19 protein-coding genes and 1 tRNA gene are annotated in these 17,888 nt (G+C 45.6%); 8 read left to right on the top strand and 12 right to left on the bottom strand.

The window, feature by feature from the left end; translation table 11 throughout:
• The first annotated feature begins 85 nt into the window (after positions 1-85).
• The 3 genes from ACH59B_RS09395 (at position 86) to ACH59B_RS09385 (ending at position 4,251) form a co-directional block, all read left to right on the top strand.
• Positions 86-1,978 (top strand): DEAD/DEAH box helicase, encoded by a 1,893-nt coding sequence (locus tag ACH59B_RS09395; protein ID WP_153794601.1) that lies wholly within the window; start codon positions 86-88, stop codon positions 1,976-1,978.
• Positions 1,979-1,980: 2 nt separating this feature from the next.
• The gene (locus tag ACH59B_RS09390) at positions 1,981-2,931 is read left to right on the top strand and encodes a YqhG family protein (protein WP_017425822.1); all 951 of its coding nucleotides are present in this window, start codon (positions 1,981-1,983) and stop codon (positions 2,929-2,931) included.
• Positions 2,932-3,189: 258 nt separating this feature from the next.
• Complete coding sequence (locus ACH59B_RS09385) at positions 3,190-4,251, top strand: hypothetical protein (protein WP_153794602.1); 1,062 nt, start codon at positions 3,190-3,192, stop codon at positions 4,249-4,251.
• Positions 4,252-4,353: 102 nt separating this feature from the next.
• On the opposite strand, the gene ACH59B_RS09380 is transcribed toward ACH59B_RS09385, so the two are convergent.
• On the bottom strand, positions 4,354-4,545 hold the full coding sequence (locus tag ACH59B_RS09380; protein ID WP_025364580.1) for a YqzE family protein: 192 nt from the start codon (positions 4,543-4,545) through the stop codon (positions 4,354-4,356).
• Between the two features lie 286 nt (positions 4,546-4,831).
• Between ACH59B_RS09380 and ACH59B_RS09375 the strand changes: the two genes are divergently transcribed.
• Entirely contained in the window at positions 4,832-5,587 is a 756-nt protein-coding gene (locus ACH59B_RS09375) for an N-acetylmuramoyl-L-alanine amidase (protein ID WP_153794603.1), read from the top strand.
• Here ACH59B_RS09375 and ACH59B_RS09370 read toward each other — a convergent pair.
• The 3 genes from ACH59B_RS09370 to ACH59B_RS09360 all read right to left on the bottom strand — a co-directional run bounded on the left by ACH59B_RS09370 (position 5,562) and on the right by ACH59B_RS09360 (position 7,434).
• Positions 5,562-6,497, bottom strand: a complete 936-nt coding sequence (locus tag ACH59B_RS09370; protein ID WP_404303623.1) for a divergent polysaccharide deacetylase family protein — start codon at positions 6,495-6,497, stop codon at positions 5,562-5,564. The two genes, ACH59B_RS09375 and ACH59B_RS09370, sit on opposite strands and share 26 nt — an antisense overlap.
• A 128-nt stretch (positions 6,498-6,625) precedes the next feature.
• Positions 6,626-7,138, bottom strand: a complete 513-nt coding sequence (msrA, locus tag ACH59B_RS09365) for a peptide-methionine (S)-S-oxide reductase MsrA (RefSeq protein ID WP_016819146.1) — start codon at positions 7,136-7,138, stop codon at positions 6,626-6,628.
• 211 nt (positions 7,139-7,349) lie between these two features.
• Positions 7,350-7,434, bottom strand: a tRNA-Leu gene (locus ACH59B_RS09360).
• A gap of 222 nt (positions 7,435-7,656) precedes the next feature.
• Between ACH59B_RS09360 and ACH59B_RS09355 the strand changes: the two genes are divergently transcribed.
• Positions 7,657-8,196: a hypothetical protein gene (locus ACH59B_RS09355; RefSeq protein ID WP_153794977.1), complete on the top strand. Its 540-nt coding sequence runs from the start codon at positions 7,657-7,659 to the stop codon at positions 8,194-8,196.
• 147 nt (positions 8,197-8,343) lie between these two features.
• Here the strand turns inward: ACH59B_RS09355 and ACH59B_RS09350 are convergent, their stop codons facing one another.
• The 5 genes from ACH59B_RS09350 to ACH59B_RS09330 all read right to left on the bottom strand — a co-directional run bounded on the left by ACH59B_RS09350 (position 8,344) and on the right by ACH59B_RS09330 (position 10,862).
• On the bottom strand, positions 8,344-8,673 hold the full coding sequence (locus tag ACH59B_RS09350; RefSeq protein WP_153794978.1) for a carboxymuconolactone decarboxylase family protein: 330 nt from the start codon (positions 8,671-8,673) through the stop codon (positions 8,344-8,346).
• 116 nt (positions 8,674-8,789) lie between these two features.
• On the bottom strand, positions 8,790-9,011 hold the full coding sequence (locus tag ACH59B_RS09345) for a hypothetical protein (protein WP_025364576.1): 222 nt from the start codon (positions 9,009-9,011) through the stop codon (positions 8,790-8,792).
• A gap of 141 nt (positions 9,012-9,152) precedes the next feature.
• Positions 9,153-9,497, bottom strand: coding sequence for a hypothetical protein (locus tag ACH59B_RS09340; protein ID WP_013370520.1), 345 nt, complete (start codon positions 9,495-9,497; stop codon positions 9,153-9,155).
• 101 nt (positions 9,498-9,598) lie between these two features.
• Entirely contained in the window at positions 9,599-10,171 is a 573-nt protein-coding gene (locus ACH59B_RS09335) for a xanthine phosphoribosyltransferase (RefSeq protein WP_016819754.1), read from the bottom strand.
• Positions 10,172-10,256: 85 nt separating this feature from the next.
• The gene (locus ACH59B_RS09330) at positions 10,257-10,862 is read right to left on the bottom strand and encodes a DedA family protein (protein ID WP_016819753.1); all 606 of its coding nucleotides are present in this window, start codon (positions 10,860-10,862) and stop codon (positions 10,257-10,259) included.
• A 141-nt stretch (positions 10,863-11,003) separates the two neighbouring features.
• On the opposite strand from ACH59B_RS09330, the gene ACH59B_RS09325 reads away from it, so the two are divergent.
• The gene (locus ACH59B_RS09325; RefSeq protein ID WP_016819752.1) at positions 11,004-12,110 is read left to right on the top strand and encodes a membrane protein; all 1,107 of its coding nucleotides are present in this window, start codon (positions 11,004-11,006) and stop codon (positions 12,108-12,110) included.
• On the opposite strand, the gene ACH59B_RS09320 is transcribed toward ACH59B_RS09325, so the two are convergent.
• Entirely contained in the window at positions 12,107-13,231 is a 1,125-nt protein-coding gene (locus tag ACH59B_RS09320) for a glycosyltransferase family 4 protein (protein ID WP_031463252.1), read from the bottom strand. The two genes, ACH59B_RS09325 and ACH59B_RS09320, sit on opposite strands and share 4 nt — an antisense overlap.
• Positions 13,232-13,436: 205 nt before the next feature.
• On the opposite strand from ACH59B_RS09320, the gene ACH59B_RS09315 reads away from it, so the two are divergent.
• A complete protein-coding gene (locus ACH59B_RS09315) occupies positions 13,437-14,618 on the top strand; it encodes a GGDEF domain-containing protein (protein ID WP_090887354.1) in 1,182 nt (393 codons plus the stop codon).
• Between the two features lie 125 nt (positions 14,619-14,743).
• Here the strand turns inward: ACH59B_RS09315 and ACH59B_RS09310 are convergent, their stop codons facing one another.
• Positions 14,744-15,526 carry a pseudouridine synthase gene (locus tag ACH59B_RS09310; protein ID WP_031463251.1) on the bottom strand — a complete coding sequence of 261 codons (783 nt, stop codon included), beginning with the start codon at positions 15,524-15,526 and terminating at the stop codon, positions 14,744-14,746.
• Positions 15,523-17,190: an RsmB/NOP family class I SAM-dependent RNA methyltransferase gene (locus tag ACH59B_RS09305; RefSeq protein ID WP_031463250.1), complete on the bottom strand. Its 1,668-nt coding sequence runs from the start codon at positions 17,188-17,190 to the stop codon at positions 15,523-15,525. The genes ACH59B_RS09310 and ACH59B_RS09305 overlap by 4 nt, the downstream gene beginning before the upstream one ends.
• A 163-nt stretch (positions 17,191-17,353) precedes the next feature.
• On the opposite strand from ACH59B_RS09305, the gene ACH59B_RS09300 reads away from it, so the two are divergent.
• The gene (locus ACH59B_RS09300) at positions 17,354-17,881 is read left to right on the top strand and encodes a thioredoxin family protein (RefSeq protein ID WP_016819747.1); all 528 of its coding nucleotides are present in this window, start codon (positions 17,354-17,356) and stop codon (positions 17,879-17,881) included.
• Positions 17,882-17,888: the final 7 nt, after the last annotated feature.

The following is a 17,888-nucleotide window of genomic DNA, read 5'->3' as shown; positions in this document are numbered from 1 at the left end:
TCTACGATCTGTGCAAAATAGATGTCATATATGTGACAGAGCCAAGAGCTTCAACGGTGCTACTACTAGGAGGGAGGGAATCACCATGAAAGCCAAACCGACAAGTTCCCAGCACACACAAAGCCAAGCACCATTGCCTGTTCCGATACAATTTGACCGCAGCTGGCAGGACGAGCTGGACCAACGCCTGCACAAGGGAGGTCCTTGGGGAGATTGGGATCTGTATCAGCTGGCAATCGAGGCGGAAAAGGCCAAGCTGGTGCCGAGCTTTGATGAGCTTCAATGTCTTCAGCATTTGCAAGACCTCACTCCACTGCCCCATCAACTCGATACCGCTCGAAAGGTACTGTTTGAGATGTCTGGACGTGCCATTCTTGCCGATGAGGTCGGCCTAGGCAAAACGATTGAAGCCGGAATGATCCTTAAGGAATATCTGGTTCGCGGGCTGGCTTCCAAAGTGCTTATTCTTGTACCCGCTTCTCTGGTTCTGCAATGGGTGCGTGAGCTGAATAGCAAATTCGGCATTCCCGCAGTCGCCCAGAAAAAAGCGTATTCCTGGTCTTCCGAGGTCGTCGTCGCCTCTATGGATACGGCCAAACGGGAGCCACATAGTAACATCCTGCTAGATACCGATTATGACCTGCTTATTATTGACGAGGCTCATAAGCTGAAGAATAAAAAAACATCCAACTACCAGTTCATTATGAAGTTGCGTAAAAAATATTGTTTGCTCCTGACAGCCACACCTGTACAAAACGATCTATCTGAGCTGTTTAATCTGATCACGTTACTCAAGCCCGGTCAATTGGGAAGACAAGGCGATTTTTCAGCCAACTTTGTTGTAGATAAACGTCTGCCCAAAAATGAAGACCAGCTCAAGGATGAGCTGTCTAAAGTCATGATCCGCAATCGTCGTGGAGAAGGTCCTGTTCAATTCACTAAACGAAATGTTTCCAACATTCACTTGGAACTCTCGCCAGAAGAGCAAGCGCTGTACGATGGGGTGACCTCTTTTGTCAAAGAACAATATCAGGCGAATGGCGGAAATTTAAGCAGCATGCTGTCTCTCGTTACCCTTCAACGGGAGGTGTGCAGTAGCCGGGACGCTGTGTTCGTCACGCTGGTCAATTTGTCCAAAAAGATGGCTCCTGACTCTCCCCTACGCGATCGTGTCTGGGACTTGGTCGCACACATTAAAGCGATCAAGGCCAATTCCAAAGCAGAAAAAGCATTGGAGCTCATCCGGAAGATGAACGAAAAAGTGATTATTTTTACAGAATATCGAGCCACACAGGAGTATTTACTAAACTATTTCCGGGATCGCGGGCTATCTGCTGTTCCTTATCGAGGCGGTATGAACCGGGGCCGCAAAGATTGGATGATGGATCTGTTCCGTGGTCGCATTCAGGTCATGATTGCTACAGAAGCAGGCGGTGAAGGCATTAATCTGCAATTTTGTCACCACATGATTAACTTCGATTTGCCGTGGAATCCCATGCGCGTGGAACAGCGGATTGGACGGGTGCATCGACTTGGACAGAAGCATGACGTAAATATCTTCAACCTATCCACTACCGGAACGATTGAAGAGCATATCCTGCACCTTCTGCATGAAAAGATTAATATGTTTGAGATGGTCATTGGCGGATTGGACGTTATTCTGGAAAAGTTTGAGAAAAAAGAATCCATTGAAAAGAGTTTATATAAAATCATGCTTGAGTCCAGTAGTGATGATGAGATTCGTAGAAAAATGCAAAAGTTGGGCCACTCGCTGGATTCCATCAAACAAGAAATAGCACAAATACGCACAGACCCGTCAGTCTCTCCAAATGTAGTAACCGATAAGTCACCTGGAACAAAACAGCTTAAAGGACGGCTAACAGGAGTAAGCTCAAGTGTTACCGAGGATTTGTTAGGCTTAGCAGGTGATGCAGTTCCTCCAACCAAAGCTCGACGCAGTGTGAAAGGGGGGCGCTAGCCTTGACTATGAATGCACAGCAAGTCCAGCGTTTTGTCCACACTTATCTGGAATCTACTGGGTGCAGCATCATTGAGAGGTCTCCCCACCATGTAACTGTCAAGCTGTCTCCAGAGGCAGATAAAGCCTTGACAAATCGCCCCTACTATTGGGGATACGTAGAGCGTACTGGCGTTCCAGCGCAAACCATGTCCTTCACATTCATCTTTGATGGGGAAGCCTATCGGACAGAACAGGAACGTTTAGCGGATCAGACGCCACCAGCTCCTGTAGCTGGCAACGCAGCACAAGATCAGGTCATGGGGCGTTACTTCGGTCATGTACCGACGTTACCGCAATTAGGGCCTGGTCGCATTATGCAGGAGGAGCTCCGATACGGAAGCCGTCGGCTGCATCAAATTTTTGAAGCTGCTCGGGATGGAGGAAAATATGTTTATTTGTTCGAGCAGCCGGATGCCCGTCAGTTGTCTGCCCGTTCTCCTGTAGTCTACGAAGCTTGGCTCAGCGTCTGCTACAAGATTGAGTTTGCCTGCGATTTGAAGCGCGAGGAACTTCAGTGGCTAGGTATTTCACTCAAAAGTGGCACTATTGTAGCCAATTTTGGCGCTATGCTCGAAACCCGGCAGCTCAGCCCGCTGCTGGCAGGCAATATGCATGTACAGCCAGCGCAGCTATCTGTCCCTGAGGCTTCCACCTCGCTTGAAAGCTATCTCACCGAACAGCTCCGACAGCAAGATTATGATTGGGCTGAGCAGGCGAAGGAACGACTGCGCGAGGAGCTAGAGGTTATTGACCACTACTATGAAGATCTAATCAAGGAACAGAAAGAGGAAGAGGATAAAAAAGAATCCGTATTAGAGCAGCATCAAGCCCGTCGTAAAGAAATGGTATGGCAATATGAGCCAAAGGTACTCGTATCCGCCATTAACTGCGGCATATTTCATCTGCGGTAACTGATATCTCACCCTCCTTCGCAGGTTAGTAGCAGACATGTCGTCAAGTTGTAACATCTTGCTTCAGCCTACATCAGTTTCCGCTGCTGGAACCACAAGCGTGGTCAAGCTTGTCCCCTATGTATCGACAGCAAAAAGCGAACCTGGATACGACATTTGCGCCGACAGAGTGCAGCAGTCTTTTCATCGGACAAGCTGTATGCTAGTTAAAAAAGAATGCCTCCGTCGGCAAGCCATCCGACAGAAAGGTGGATTCCATTGAAAAAAAATCATTCCGGGCATTATAGCGTAGGTATGATCGCAGCTGTGCTGATCGGCCTGTCCGCAGTCTGTCCGTTCGCTTCCATTCATGCGGCTCCCTCAGCCGTTCAAGAAAGCAATGTAAGCTCAGCACCCAACTACAACGAAAGCTCCCATGTTCCTCCAATGGAATCCAGGAGCCCTTCTACTTCTTCCACATCCCCGGGTGACGTTTCATCAAAGCCTCCTACTCAGCAGCAAGGGGTGCCTGAGGACGTGAAACGGGCAGCGAGCGATACCGTACAATCTCTATCGTCGCAAGCCCCTTTTGCTTCGTGGAAAGACGCCGAGCTCAGCTACCATCCGCTCGGACCTGGAACCCATAGCTGGCTTGTTCAAGTGAACCATGCAGGAGAATACATTGGCTACCTGATTATCGGATCAGACTCAAACGGCTCTTATCAACTCAACGAATACGGGAATGGGCCAGGCGGACCTTATAGTATGGATATACTTCGCCAATCCCTGAAGTCGCTCACAAAAACCGAATTTTCTTCTATCGACAAGCTACAAATTACACCTATGTATGAGGAACCCCTATTAGCCTACTGGCAGGTACGTTCCTCTACGGGTAGCCAAATATGTATTGATGCGGTTACTGGCGATCCGCTACCTGCAGAAGTAACAGATGGGAGCTGGAAACATAAGCTTCAGAACAACGCGATTTCTTCATCTATACCCTTTTTGAAAACTCAGGCCCAAGCAGTTACTGTCTCGTCTGATCCTTTCGATCCCTATGAGGATCTGGGCTGGCTTCAACCTAAGCAAAAACTTTCCATTCATGACACAGACCAATTTATGGACGCGCTAAGTAATTCACCACGTATGATTTTTTCAGCCACAAGCATCAATTTTGCCTTTGGGGGACCCTTATCCATTAGCGGATTTCAAGCTTGGGTATCTACAAATCATCCGTCCGAACCCATTTTATATGCATTAACCTACCACGATGGTCTTTCCCGATTTGTGCCCCTAAAACAACTGTTGCCTCATGGTCAATTTTACCGTTTGGAATCTTAGTAGTTTTAGGACCATTAAAAATAATTCGAAATTATCCCTAAACAACATAAAAAGAGACCTCAAATGGCATACCCCATGCCTCTTGTGGTCTCTTTGGCGTGTTTAACGTTGCTCTCTTCGCCCTCTGCGTGTGGATTTTATCCACATTTTTAGAGCGAGAGGCAACATTCCAAACCATTTGCTTACCCACGGCTCCTTGGCTTGTTTTTGGCTGCGTCGAACATCGCGCGGCGTTTCCATATAACGCACAATCCGCTCTGTAATATACGTCACCAGTTCGTCACTCTTCGCCATCCTCCATGACCTCCTTCATCTGACCTAACATTTCCGATCACCGTATCTTGGAAATACCAAATTACACGTTAGGTTCAGATACCACTAGCTTGCACAGTTTTCAGCAGCTCTAACCCTTGCGGGATAACTATGCATGGTTTCCCTTAAATGGAACATACTATCTTCAATATAACAGTTTCCTCAAGGCTTATTGTTATATTTGAAGACAGCTACGCTACTTTAGGTTTGACGTCTGTTATGCATGGTTCTCAGTAAACAATCAATTCGTCCATTGGAGGAATAGAACGTGTTGAATAAAAAGTTAAAGAAGATGTGCCTGGCCGGGCTGGGGTTAAGTTTTTACCTCCTTTGTAGTGCTGTATTTACCCCGTTTGCTTATGCAACTACTCAGCCTGACGAGAAAAGCACCGAAATAAACAAGCATACAGAACCCCCGTTCAACCGGTCCTATCACGCTTTTGCCAAACCCGTGGTCCTGATAGATGTAGGTCATGGTGGTGTGGATGGTGGAACAAGTCACAAAGGACTTCTGGAAAAAGATATCAATCTTGCTATTGCTCAAAAACTATACTTGATCTTACGTTCCCAGGGTTACCCTGCTGTCCTGAATCGGGACAAGGACTACGCACTGAGTGATGATAACCGTTGGTTGCAGTCCAAATCGCGGCATCTTAAAGATCTCGCCCAACGTAAAAGCCTGACAGAGCAACTGCCTACTTCTTTGGTTGTCAGTCTGCATGTCAATTGGACCAAACGTGCCGAAAAACGCGGCCCCATTGTGCTGTATCAGGATGAAGGCAGCAGCTATCTGTTAGCTGAACGGATTCAGCATTCATTAAACCGCATATTTTGCATGAATAGACAAACCATATATGGAAAACCCTTTTATCTTCTGAATAAAATCCAACATCCCGCTGTAATAGTGGAAACCGGATTTATCAGCAACGAGCAGGACAGAGCCATGCTTTCCGGGGATCACGGTCAAAAAAGGATTGCTGAAGCTATTGCCGAAGGCATTATTGCGCATCTGACGGCATGGTAGTATTCGTGGCTGGGTCTCCTGTCCATCCCCATACATCACGCACCAGATCGCTAATACCGACAAATTGTGCATGCTCCTTTAATTTAGGGACCGATGAATGAAGCCCTGAGGAGGTATACATGCCGGACACGCCGACATGTCCAATCGTTACACAGGTGTCGTGCTCTGCCAACCATTCGACCACTTTACTAAGTTGCCGATTCACATGAGCGAGTGTATGAACATCATCCAAAAAAACATCATTTCGCACCGGTGGCATTCCCTTTTTAGCGGCAAGTTCAGGCACCACTGACCAATAATTAGTACGGCTATCAACAAAAAATAGTCCATATTCCTTACAAACATCAAGAACGACGGACATAATGCGCTTGTCTGAGGTGACCTTGGAGCCCATATGGTTGTTCATTCCTATGGCATAAGGAACATCCTTAATTGCTGCTGTCACCTTGGCGCGTACTTCTTCATCCGTCATATTAGCCTTGATTGCTCCAGGTCCAAGCCATTCAGGCTTGCCCTGCTTGGGCTCCATTGGAAGATGGACGATAACATCATGACCACGCTTATGCGCTTCCATAGCGTCCTGTTTGGTTGTTGGCAGGAAGGGCATGACAGCAACGGTGATTTTGACGGGTAAATTTAGAATCTCCTCGGTACCTTTCATATTGTTCCCTAAATCATCAATAATGACAGCAACCTTTTTTTGCTGCTGGTTCTGCTGGTCTATTGCTTCGGCAACAGCAGTTTTACAGATCATAAATAACATACAGACTGAAATACAAAGCACTACAATTATTTGCATTCTAGATCTTGCATGGTGTATAAGCGCATAAGACGAATCCTTCCGGCTGCGTGATGCTTTTAAAGCCTTTTTTATGATATTTCTCATGTGCAGCTTCCGTCGTGTACTCATTTGCGGGTCAGCCTCCTTCTCTGTCCCTTCATTGTGTGAGTAAAACCGTTTAAATATGTACAAGGCAGATCTGAGATATAATCTCTGATCTGCCTTGAAGTGCGCATAATAACGTATATTAAAGCTGATTACCAGTTTTTGTCGATAAATTCATCACGACCGGATTGGGCTCGATCTTCCTTATAATGTTTCACATTCTTCTTGTGATAATCCTGATGATAATCCTCTGCCGGATAAAAAATCGAAGCGGGAAGAATCTCCGTTACAATTGGCTTATCAAAGCGTCCGCTTTGTACCAACTGTTCCTTGGATTGCTGTGCAAGCTCACGTTGCTGCTCCGTATGATAAAAAATGGCAGGTTTATATTGTGTGCCTCGGTCCTGAAATTGACCTTCTCCGTCGGTAGGATCTGTTTGCGGCCAATACAATTCAAGTAGCTTTTCATAAGGAAACAGCTCAGGATCAAACGTAATCTGCACCACCTCATAGTGCCCTGTTGTTCCTGTTTTAACCTGTTCGTAGGTCGGATCGGAAATCGCCCCTCCAGTATAGCCTGAGACAATACTATGAATCCCCGGCTGCTCCTCAAACGGAGTCACCATACACCAGAAGCACCCACCTGCAAAAGTTGCTTTCTCCATCTTCCATCCAACCTTTCAATAGCTTCATCATAAAACGTGTTACTTTCTATCATATCTTAAAAATTGAACTTATAAAAGAATTGCTCAAGGACTTGAATAAAATTCAAGTCCTTACATTGTCCTTCCTGGGAAATCTGCAATAACTCCGAAACATAAGAAAAGGCTTATAAAACTGCTACGAGAGCAATTCTATAAACCTTTTCTAAATGGATGCGGTCGAGAGGACTCGAACCTCCACGGGGGGTTAGCCCACACGGACCTGAACCGTGCGCGTCTGCCAATTCCGCCACGACCGCATATATATTTGTCGTCTATTTCAAAAGAATCAATCTTTCTTAGCGACAAGATAGATCATACCATGCTCAAATAAAGTTGTCAAACCTTTTATTTTTCTTTATTTATTCTTGATAAAAAAGGAATAATACGATAATATAAGAACGTGAGTTCCTATTAACTTATGTTCTTTCACTTCGATGACTATGAATTATCATCACATTTCCCTAAGGCGGTGAATGGTAATGATCTCTTCAGATACTACTCAGCATCCATGCTCTCTTGTGAAAAGTTATCTGCTCCTTACCTTTATTCAAAAAGTATTTGAGCGTGACAGCCTAATTCTTGAGGAAAGCGGCGTGCTGAAAACCCCTGATCTTTATGTCGAAATGGTTAACGCAGGAATAGATCGTACCGGAATCCTGCTATCTGAAATCAAACATGAATTTAAGAAGTATCACATTCGTGTTCTAGACATCCAACAAAACCACTCCGGCGTTCACGCCACCTATATATATAAAGGCGTCAAAGAACAGTTCCGTATGCCTATGTCCGCATTCCGCAAAGAAATGTATGAACGAATGCGAGCTTATTTGGGGCTCCCTACCTCTTTGCCTCATACGGCAGCTCTACCTTTACCAGAGAAATATCGCCCCGAATTACCCAATAACTCAACCCCCAAACCCCTACGCGTTGTTGGGCGAAGTTGGGTTTCATCCTCTTCTGCCTACAACAAGCATAAATCCCCTCGCCCTGCTGCTTTTGCTGCAAGTAAAAGAGCATAATCCCCGCACTACACGCAAAAAGAAGCTTCCGCAGGCACTAACTGTGCTCGGAAGCTTCTTTTCATAACCATTTTCATAACCATCATTTGTTGAGATCAATCTATGTCCGCTATTACGATTATAAGTTACCTGTATGAATGATTCGCTTTAATGTAACGCCTTCTGTACACGGGTAACCCCTTGACTTAGAGCATGTCCTCCACCAACTGCAGCAGCTACAGCAACGGTCTCCATAATCTCCTGATCACTGGCTCCTTTGGAGCGCGCCTCATTCACATGATAAAACGTACACACCTCATTGTTGGCAAATAAGCCAATACCTAGCGCAATCAGTTGCTTGGTTTTTTCATCTAAACTGCCGGCTTGAAAGCATTCTCCGGTAAAGTGATGATAGGCATGAACTACCTCGGGCAACTTATCTTCCAAATGGCTGATTTGATCCTTGTATGCATGTACTTTTTCGTCCATAACCGTCATTGACACAGCACGCCCTCTCTGTTGAGTTTTCCTTCATTACTGTGTCCGATTTAGAGTTTCTGTATGCCTAATGAAACACACCGTTTTTTAGCCAATCCCCATTTGGAACTCGTTTCTTAATCCAGATCTATCGGATTGTGACGCGGCTCGCTGAACGGCTGATATGTATAGCTGCGATCCAACTTGACCACACGTCGATTCTGGCGGCGAATAAGCACCTGTTCATCATCCCATGCCAGTACAATGCCAACCACATCGTTGGACTCCAATCCATCGCGTACGACGCGTACCTTTTCACCAGAAAGTCGATAAGCATCCAATTCTGCGTCCATTATCATTCATGTCCCCTCCTTGTCCATTTTTTTTCAACACAACGGCCATAATTTTATATGCATGAAAAAGTTTAAAAAGAGACCTAAACAAATCATTTAGGTCTCTTTCCGCTTACTACTTATATGGATTGCCAACAGAGCAACAAATTATCCCGACTGATTTACACTGTGATCATGTTCTTTTGTATCGTTCTTCTCGTACCAGAAGTCCAGCACTTGTGCAGACAACACTCGCTGTTCTACATACTCCACTTGGTGAGCAGTAAATTCTTCTTTCCAAGAGAAAGACAATTCTTCGCATAGGTTAACCAATGTCAGCAACTCAGACCAGGCCACATAGCGTTTATACCAAAAAAACTGAGGATGTTCAATCATATAGGGATACAAATCGTCGAATTCCGTATGCTTACAATCCAAGGCGCGTTCAAAATGCACTTTAGCCGCTGCCAGTTTTTCCAGAAAAAACTGTTCGGTCAATTGTTCATTCCCCATGTTGCTGCCTCCTCTCCCAAACCTTATATATATTATAAGCGAAATTGATGCTCATGCAAAGGTTATTATTAGAAATAAGGATCCGAAGCTTCGAATTGTTACTATTCAGCAAACTCTATCTTACCGTCAGCCAATGACGAAATTTTAACCAATGATTCTACACGAATGCCCTGCTCACGAATGGTTCTCGCTCCGGCCTGAAACATTTTTTCAACCGCAACTCCGAATCCAACCAACTCCGCTCCGGAGCGTTGAATAATTTTAACCATGCCTCGTGCCGCATCGCCATTAGCGATAATATCATCAATGAACAAGACACGATCATGCTCATGAATAAATTGACGAGACAACATAATATCTGTGACAATCCCTTTTGTAAACGAAGGTACACGCTCACACAGCGCATCTGGATCAGCTAATAAAGTCTTTTTACGACGAGCAAATACCAACGGTACACCCAACTCCAACGCTGTCGCGAACCCGATGGCAATGCCTGAGGATTCCACGGTCACTACTCTGGTGATCTTCTCTTCCCGAAAACGGGCTGCGAACTCTCGTCCCATTTCCATTGTCAGCTCTGGATCAACCTGGTGATTAAGCAATCCATCCAGCTTTAGTACCTGATCTGACGCAATCACACCTTCATTTAAAATTCGTTTCTTTAATACTTCCATTCCATGACCTCCCACGGCATTCCTATGCGGTAAAAGTACCATACTTCACCCGTCGCTTTCAAGCTATAGCCTGCTTTCCATGCATTCATGTGATATTTTTTTTACGCTTGTTCCAGAACCATGCGGTGATTCCTCCCAAAACGATTAAAAGAATAACGATCAGGCCCACCCGATGAGTCACCTTCTCCATCAGCTTAGCCACCTGTTCCCAGTGCATGCCCACAGCATGCCCGATCCCCAAAAATGTACCACACCACAGCAACGCTCCTGCTGACGCATAGCCGATATAGCGAAAAACACCTAGACGGGTTGTACCTGCCAGATAGGATGACACATGTCTCAAGCCGGGGACAAAATATCCGAACAAAATTCCCCAGGTACCATAGCGTCCGAACCAATTTTCGGAAGAAGCAATCCTGGAGGGCGTAAGCCTCACCCATTTACCGTATCTGTGCAATAGTGGTTTGCCCAGCAGACGACCTAATGTGTAGCTAAGCATCATGCCTGTCATACTACCGAAAAATGTGACTGCCAGCGCAGCAATAAAGTTGTAGTGTCCTTGAGACACGAGCCCGCCAAAGGCGATCATTAGCACTTCGTCGGGTATCGGCATACCAGCTACTCCAAGGGCAAGCAAGCCGAACATTGCCAAATATCCGTATTCCAGTATCCATGCAAGGATTTGACCCATAAATTACGCTCCCGTCAAGCTATTCATTAAATGCAGTATAATTATTTTCAGTCTCATCCAGTCATGTCCTATTTCAGTTGAACATAGTTTGTATTATATGCTCGCTGCAGCGTTATTCAAGCAGGCAAGGGGGGACTGGGAATGAAACGTAATATTCATGTTTTTCAGATTGCTTTTACATACATTGGTACAATCGTCGGTGCCGGCTTCGCTACCGGACAAGAAATATTGCAATTCTTTACGCAATATGGACGTTGGGCTACAATCACGATTATGCTGTCCACACTCATATTTGTATGGTTGGGTACGAAAATGATGCTGATCGCTCATGATATTTCAGCCCGCTCCTACGAGGATCTGAACAAGCACCTTTTTGGTGCCAATGCCGGAAAATGGATCAGCATATTCACACTTATTGTGCTGATTGGCGTGAACAGCGTCATGCTGGCAGGAGCCGGCTCTGTTTTTGTGGAGCACCTTCACCTGCACTACCAGACTGGACTGCTCATTACACTAATCGGAACTTACTTGCTGCTGAATAAAGGTATTAAAGCGATTTTGCATATGAACACCATTGTTGTCCCGCTGATGATCACTATATCTCTTTTGCTCGTTCACAGTACCCTTTCCATGCCCAATCCGCAAAGCTTTATTACGAATACGACAGACCACAGTGTGCTACGCACATGGATATCTCCGCTCCTGTACACGTCCTTCAATCTGGCTATGGCTCAGGCCGTGCTTGTCCCTCTAGGCAGCCAAACTTTCTCCCGTAAAACGATCCGCTGGGGCGGTGTTTTGGGCGGAATTGGTGTTGGCTTTATGCTGATGGCTGCACATTTTGTCATGTCAGCGCAAATGCCAGGCATTCAGCAATTTGAAATCCCTATGGGAAGCATTGCTTACCGTCTAGGCGCCCTTGTTGAAATCATATACATTCTACTCATTTTCATGGAGATCTTCAGTACCTTTGTGGCCGACATTTATGGAGTCAGTCTACAAATTCGTCAGCATGTCCAAATTTCGCCCAAGCTCATTACATTATTCATTATGCTCACCTGTTTTTTAATCAGTCAGTTCGGCTTCAGCTCACTGTTATCTGTGCTTTATCCTATTTTTGGAATGCTCAGTCTGATGTGGGTCAGTAAACTGATCTTAGCAGGACGCGGAAGACCTTTCCGCTCCTCACGTCCTCGCTCCAGCTTTCGGCATTCTGATTCCAAACCAGGTGATACCCGTCATGGTTAGTGCGGAAATTTCAAATACATTTTCTTCAGTTCGTTAACAGCACGACTTAATGAATAGCTTGATTTAGCCTTGTCGCAGGCAGATCTAGCCAGTTCATAACGATAGGCAGGGTCAGCGATGACCTTTTCTAATGCGTCTGCCAGTGCCTTCGGATTATCGGGTGGCACGAGCAGACCATTTACCCCATTTTCAATCTGCTCCGGTATTCCCCCTACTTCTGTACCTACCAATGCCAGACAGCTCAATGCCGCTTCTGCAAATACGGAGCCAAAGGCCTCCGCCCGCGAAGGCAATACAAATACATCAAAGAAAGGCATAAACTCTTCCGGGTGAAGAGTATATCCATAAAAAATCGTCTCATGGTATATATCTAGCTGTCGCGCCATCTCTTCCATCTCAGGCCGGATCGGACCATCACCAATGATATGAAGTACAAATTCCTGATTTCTTTTTTTCAGCTCAGCGCAAGCCTGTAATAGAATATCAAGTCCTTTGGCGGGAACAAGTCGGCAAACGGTTATAAGCTGTGTCACTTCATTTTCGTGAGGAATGGGCTTAAATCGCTTCTCATCATATCCATTTGGAATAACCACAACATCTTGCGGATGCTGTACATAAGGTGTTAAGTAATGCTGAAAAGATTGCGATACTGCTATCAGGCGATCCGCCTTCTGCTCCATTTCTCGGTACAGTGACACTAAGAATTGGTGTTCAGGCCCGTTCTCCTCTATTTTCCCGTTCAGAATTAACTCCTTCTCATAGGAAGAGTGAATCGTCTGTACGAGCGGGGTATCAGGAAATACGTTTTTCATAGCTAGCCCGGCAATCGGATGATGAGCATGAATAAGGTCAAAGGGCTTCTGAATACGAAGCCGAGTCCACCACAAATAATCACGGTACGTCTGAATATATTTTTGAACGATAGGATATTGCTCATATCTCGTCCAGTCGAAGGTATCAAAGATTACTTCGTCCCTACCCTTGTTACGAATCCGTTTAGGGATTGAAAATAACTCCATTTCCCAACGGGGGGACGTAAATCGCTCTTGCAAATATGGAATCATGGATGAAACGCCTCCCGGTTGCTCGGGTGGGAAAAAGAGAGCTTGTAGCAATTTCATGAGTGCTTCCCCTTTCAAGCATTAAACTGCCCGGAACACAGGATATATGTATAGGTTTCCGGATTTTCTGAAAGATGATATATTGAGAATAAATGTTAGGCACAAAAGAAAATTATAACATTTTAACTGGAATAAATCCTGTCTATTGTATCGGAACGATATCGTCCGTTCAATAGATAGATTAATTTTACAAATGGAGTCGGTGATGTTGACGTTGTTGTCCTTATTGGGAACCTTGGGCTCCCCATCTCTGGCCGGGGCCATAAGTGCAGCCTGCGGTTTGTATATTATACTCATGATGGCGCTAATGTGCGTGATCATATATAGCAGACAACGAAAAAAAGCCTATATCCTTTTTTCGGCTGCCGCTATTTTTATTATGACATATGAAGTGATGAATCTCTATTCGGCAGGCGGCGGCCAAATGCAACTGCAGGGAATCGTGTGGAAAAATGCTTTGGAGGCGTTTGCCTTCGTGCTCATCAATGCCGCTGTATTTCAGCTTTACCGAAAGCTAAAGCTTATGGAAAAATGGGTCTTGCTGTTGCTGGCTGCGTTATTAATACTGCCGGTAATGGCTTGGACTTTAGGTTTGCTGCCTACTTGGATTAGCCCAGTGAAGTTGGTTGGATTCACTTTGTTTTATCGAGTGTTAGTGCTTATATTAAGCCTTCTGTTCATCACCCCGCGAATCGGACAGCCAAAGAAATTTATGGCAGGCCTATTCACTTATCTGCTCTGGCTTGGTTTTCTCTGGCTGCGAAATGACATCCCTGAAGAAGCAGACGGATCAAACACAATCCTGTGGATGTCATTTTTACCATTGCTGTACTACACTACGTTATTTGTCATCCTGTTTGAACGGATTGTGGAGCTACTCCAAAGGATTTATCGTTCTTCCATTACCGATGGCCTGACAGGACTGTATAACCGTAAATATTTTTCGGGGCGACTACGACGATATATGGACCAGGGAATCCGCGTGTCTGTCATTTTTTGCGATATTGACAATTTCAAAAAGCTGAATGATACGCAGGGCCATGCTCGTGCGGATGAAGTTCTCAAGCAGGTGGCACAGATTATGGAGGACGAACTGGATGAAATCGGGCTGACCGGACGATACGGTGGCGAGGAACTGGTCGCAATGGTTGTGGATCGTCGGGCCAAGGTGGCTCTGGTCGCAGAACGAATCCGCGAACGTGTTGCTGAGGAAAGCATCGTCACTATTAGTGTCGGACACAGTACTGTGAAGAAGGAAATGAACCCGGATGAACTCGTCAAACAGGCCGATCAAGCCATGTACATATCCAAAACGACAGGCAAAAACAAGGTTACAGCTTATAAGGCAGCGGAAGTGAAACAAAATCGGGCAGCACGCGCACAATAATTCGCAAATTACGATTCGTTATCGAAGACTGCCTATGAATACTGCTCTGTCTAATTGTCTATATCATAAAATGACGCACAGGAATCTCGTACGAGTCTGTGCGTCATTTATATTTAATCTTACCATCAAGCTTCTGGTGTTGCGGAAACTATATCACGGCCGATCAATGCCAGTTCTTCGCTAGTCAGCTCTCGATAGCTGCCCAGTGGAAGCTGATCATCCAGCTTCAATGGCCCCATGGCTGTTCTTTTCAAGTAGGTCACTTTTTTACCAACCGCCTCGAACATGCGCTTCACTTGGTGAAACTTACCTTCATGGATTACAAGCGAAATATAGGAAATGACTTCCCCATCTGCCTGATGCGGCTGTTCATGCCGAAGAATCGTCAACTGCGCGGGAAGGGTGACATACCCATCGTCCAGTTCCACTCCTGCTGTAAATTGAAGAATATCCTCCTCCGTGACAAGTCCCAACACCGTAGCTTCATACGTTTTGGGGACATGACGCCTCGGAGATAGTAGTTCGTGCGCCAGCTTGCCATCGTTGGTCAATAACAATAGGCCTTCTGTATCTTTATCTAGCCGCCCTACTGGAAAAGGCTCGAAATGTCGTTCCTCCGCACTCAGCAAATCCAGCACCGTTCGTTCCCTCGTATCTTCGGTTGCAGATATAACACCTGGGGGCTTGTGCAGCATGATGTAAATATACTCTCTAAAAACAACAAGTTCGCCGTTCACTTCAATTTGATCTTGATATGGATGAACCTGTAAGCCGCTATCCTTGATGATCCGTCCGTTTACTGTGATCATACCTTGCTTTACCTGTCTCTTGATATCACTACGGGAACCATAGCCCATATGGGTTAAAATTTTGTCCAAACGCTGAGTTTGTCTTCCTTTTCCACTCATACCGATGTCCACCTCCAGCCTGTAGGATATTCATTTTTAAGCATGCCGTCCTGCCATTTGCCCCACCCGGCCGAATAACCATCAATACACACGAGAGTATAGCCCTTTGGTTGGACTTCATTCCGAAGCTCCATTCTCTCAACAGGGATGGACAAGGTTTCACCTTTTAAATACCGGATGGCTTCAGCATCCGAGCTGGAAAGGTTGATGCTTCTAACCGCCTCAAAAGAGCGCAAAGCCACCGCCAGTGGGTGTGAAGGTACGAAACGACCATTTCTATCGGTTCCCATAAACCAACCCGGACGTACCACCTTAAGACCGTCCAAACGATGTGATGCCAGCGGCGACTGATAAATTCGATCTCCGTAGACCACAGTGTAGCCTGCAAATGAAACCTCCAACTGCTCCTGAACAAATTGATGATAAGATTCCAACACATCATGCGGGGAGCGTACAGCAGATTTTGCATTTTCTTTGCCCATACGTGACTTGTTACCATCAAAGCCGCGCGCGGTCTTTCCTTTGCCTGACTTTCCGCCCATTCCTTTTCCGGTTCGTTTAGGCTCATCAGTCGTGCGCCTTCCTTGGACACTTGGGAGCAGCGCTTCCTTGACGGGCAAATGTTGCTTCTTGTGCGAATATGCTGCTTCTATTTTTAATATTCTTTCATTCTTGTTCGTATATGGAGCCAGTTCCCCTGACTCAGTGTGATCTGCTGTCGAAGTGACACGACCACCACCCTGATGCTGCAATATGGCGATAAAATGCCCTTCACCCTCTACAAGATGCGGCCATAGGCGTGCTGTACCTCGCAGTTCCGGATGTGCCGATGCAATCTCTTCATTCATCCATTCCGGGTGGCCTGGTGCAAAACCTGCTTCCGAAGGAACAGGGACTACGTTAAAATCGGGATGAGCCTCCAGAAATTCCGCAATCATTCCTTCATTTTCTTCCGGGGCAAAGGTGCAGGTCGAATAGACAATTCTTCCCCCATCGCTCAGCATCGAGGCCGCTACACGCAAAATGTCCCGTTGCATGACCACACATTTTTCTACCGAGTGTGTCTCCCATTGTTTGGCCATATCTTCATCCTTACGGAACATACCTTCTCCCGAACAAGGTGCGTCAATTAAAATTTTGTTGAAGAAATGAGGAAAAGCATCTGCGATACGATCCGGGCTTTCATTCAATACCACGGCATTGCGCACACCGTACAGTTCCACATTTTTAGCTAGCGCCTTGGTTCGATCGGCGCTAATATCATTGGTCACCAGTACGCCACTTCCTTGCAGTTTGGCTGCGATTTGGGTTGATTTCCCCCCCGGTGCAGCGCACAAGTCCAAAACAGCTTCACCCTGAGCTATATTGAGCAGTTCAACCGGAGACATCGCACTCGGTTCCTGTACATAGTACAACCCAGCATGATAGTAAGGGTGAAGTCCAGGCTTAGTGCCGTGCGGAATGTAAAAACCTGTGGGGCACCACGGAATCGGCCGCAGTTCGAACGGAGAACGTTCCTTAAAGTCCTCTACTGGAATTTTTAATGTATTGACGCGAATCCCGGCATGGGGCGTGTGGTCATAGGCAGCCATAAAAGCCTCAAATTCATCACCGAGCAGTTGTTCCATGCGCTTTACAAATGCTGTGGGGAGCTGTACACCCATAATCGTAATCATCCTGTCCTGTTAAAATAAATTTTATTGTACCATAATCAACCTGTTATCCGGCAATATCTGTGTGATTTACAAACTTTCACTACAAGCTGTAATGTTGTATAATAATGAGATTCATAGTTACATATTTTAGATTTTGATAGGAGAGATTCCATTGAACGCACAAAAATCCAACAAAAAAAAGCTTATCCCTGTCATTGGCTTTTTTGTTGTGCTTGTCATTTTGCTTGGAGTGCTGCTCGCTTTAAACTCGGGCACTAAAAACAAGCTGTACGGCGTGTCCACAGCCTCGTTAAATCCTGCTACCCAGGAACTGCTAAATGATCCGAACTATCAGCAAATTATTAAGCCAGAAGATTTACAAAGTAAAATTGACAAAAAGGAAAGCTTTTTCGTCTATCATTTCGCTTCCGACTGTGTTCACTGCCGTGCCACTACTCCCAAGCTCATGCCTTTGAGCAAGCAGGAGAATATCACGATGCACGAATTTAACCTGCGTGAGTATGAGGCTGGCTGGGACAAGTACAAGATTGAGTATACTCCCACGCTTGTTTATTACGAAAAAGGCGTGGAAAAGGAACGTATGGTAGGTGGGTTGAAGGAAAGTCCTTCAGACAACGGATACACACTCGACGATTTCAAAGCCTTCTTTGAGAAATATAAAAAGAACGTGACCTCTTAGACAAATC

Origin of the sequence: Paenibacillus sp. DP01, assembly GCF_044784315.1 — a bacterium.
GTDB lineage: Bacteria > Bacillota > Bacilli > Paenibacillales > Paenibacillaceae > Paenibacillus > Paenibacillus polymyxa.
Note: the sequence above shows the minus strand (reverse complement) of the source record. Positions and strands in the feature narration are given on the sequence as shown.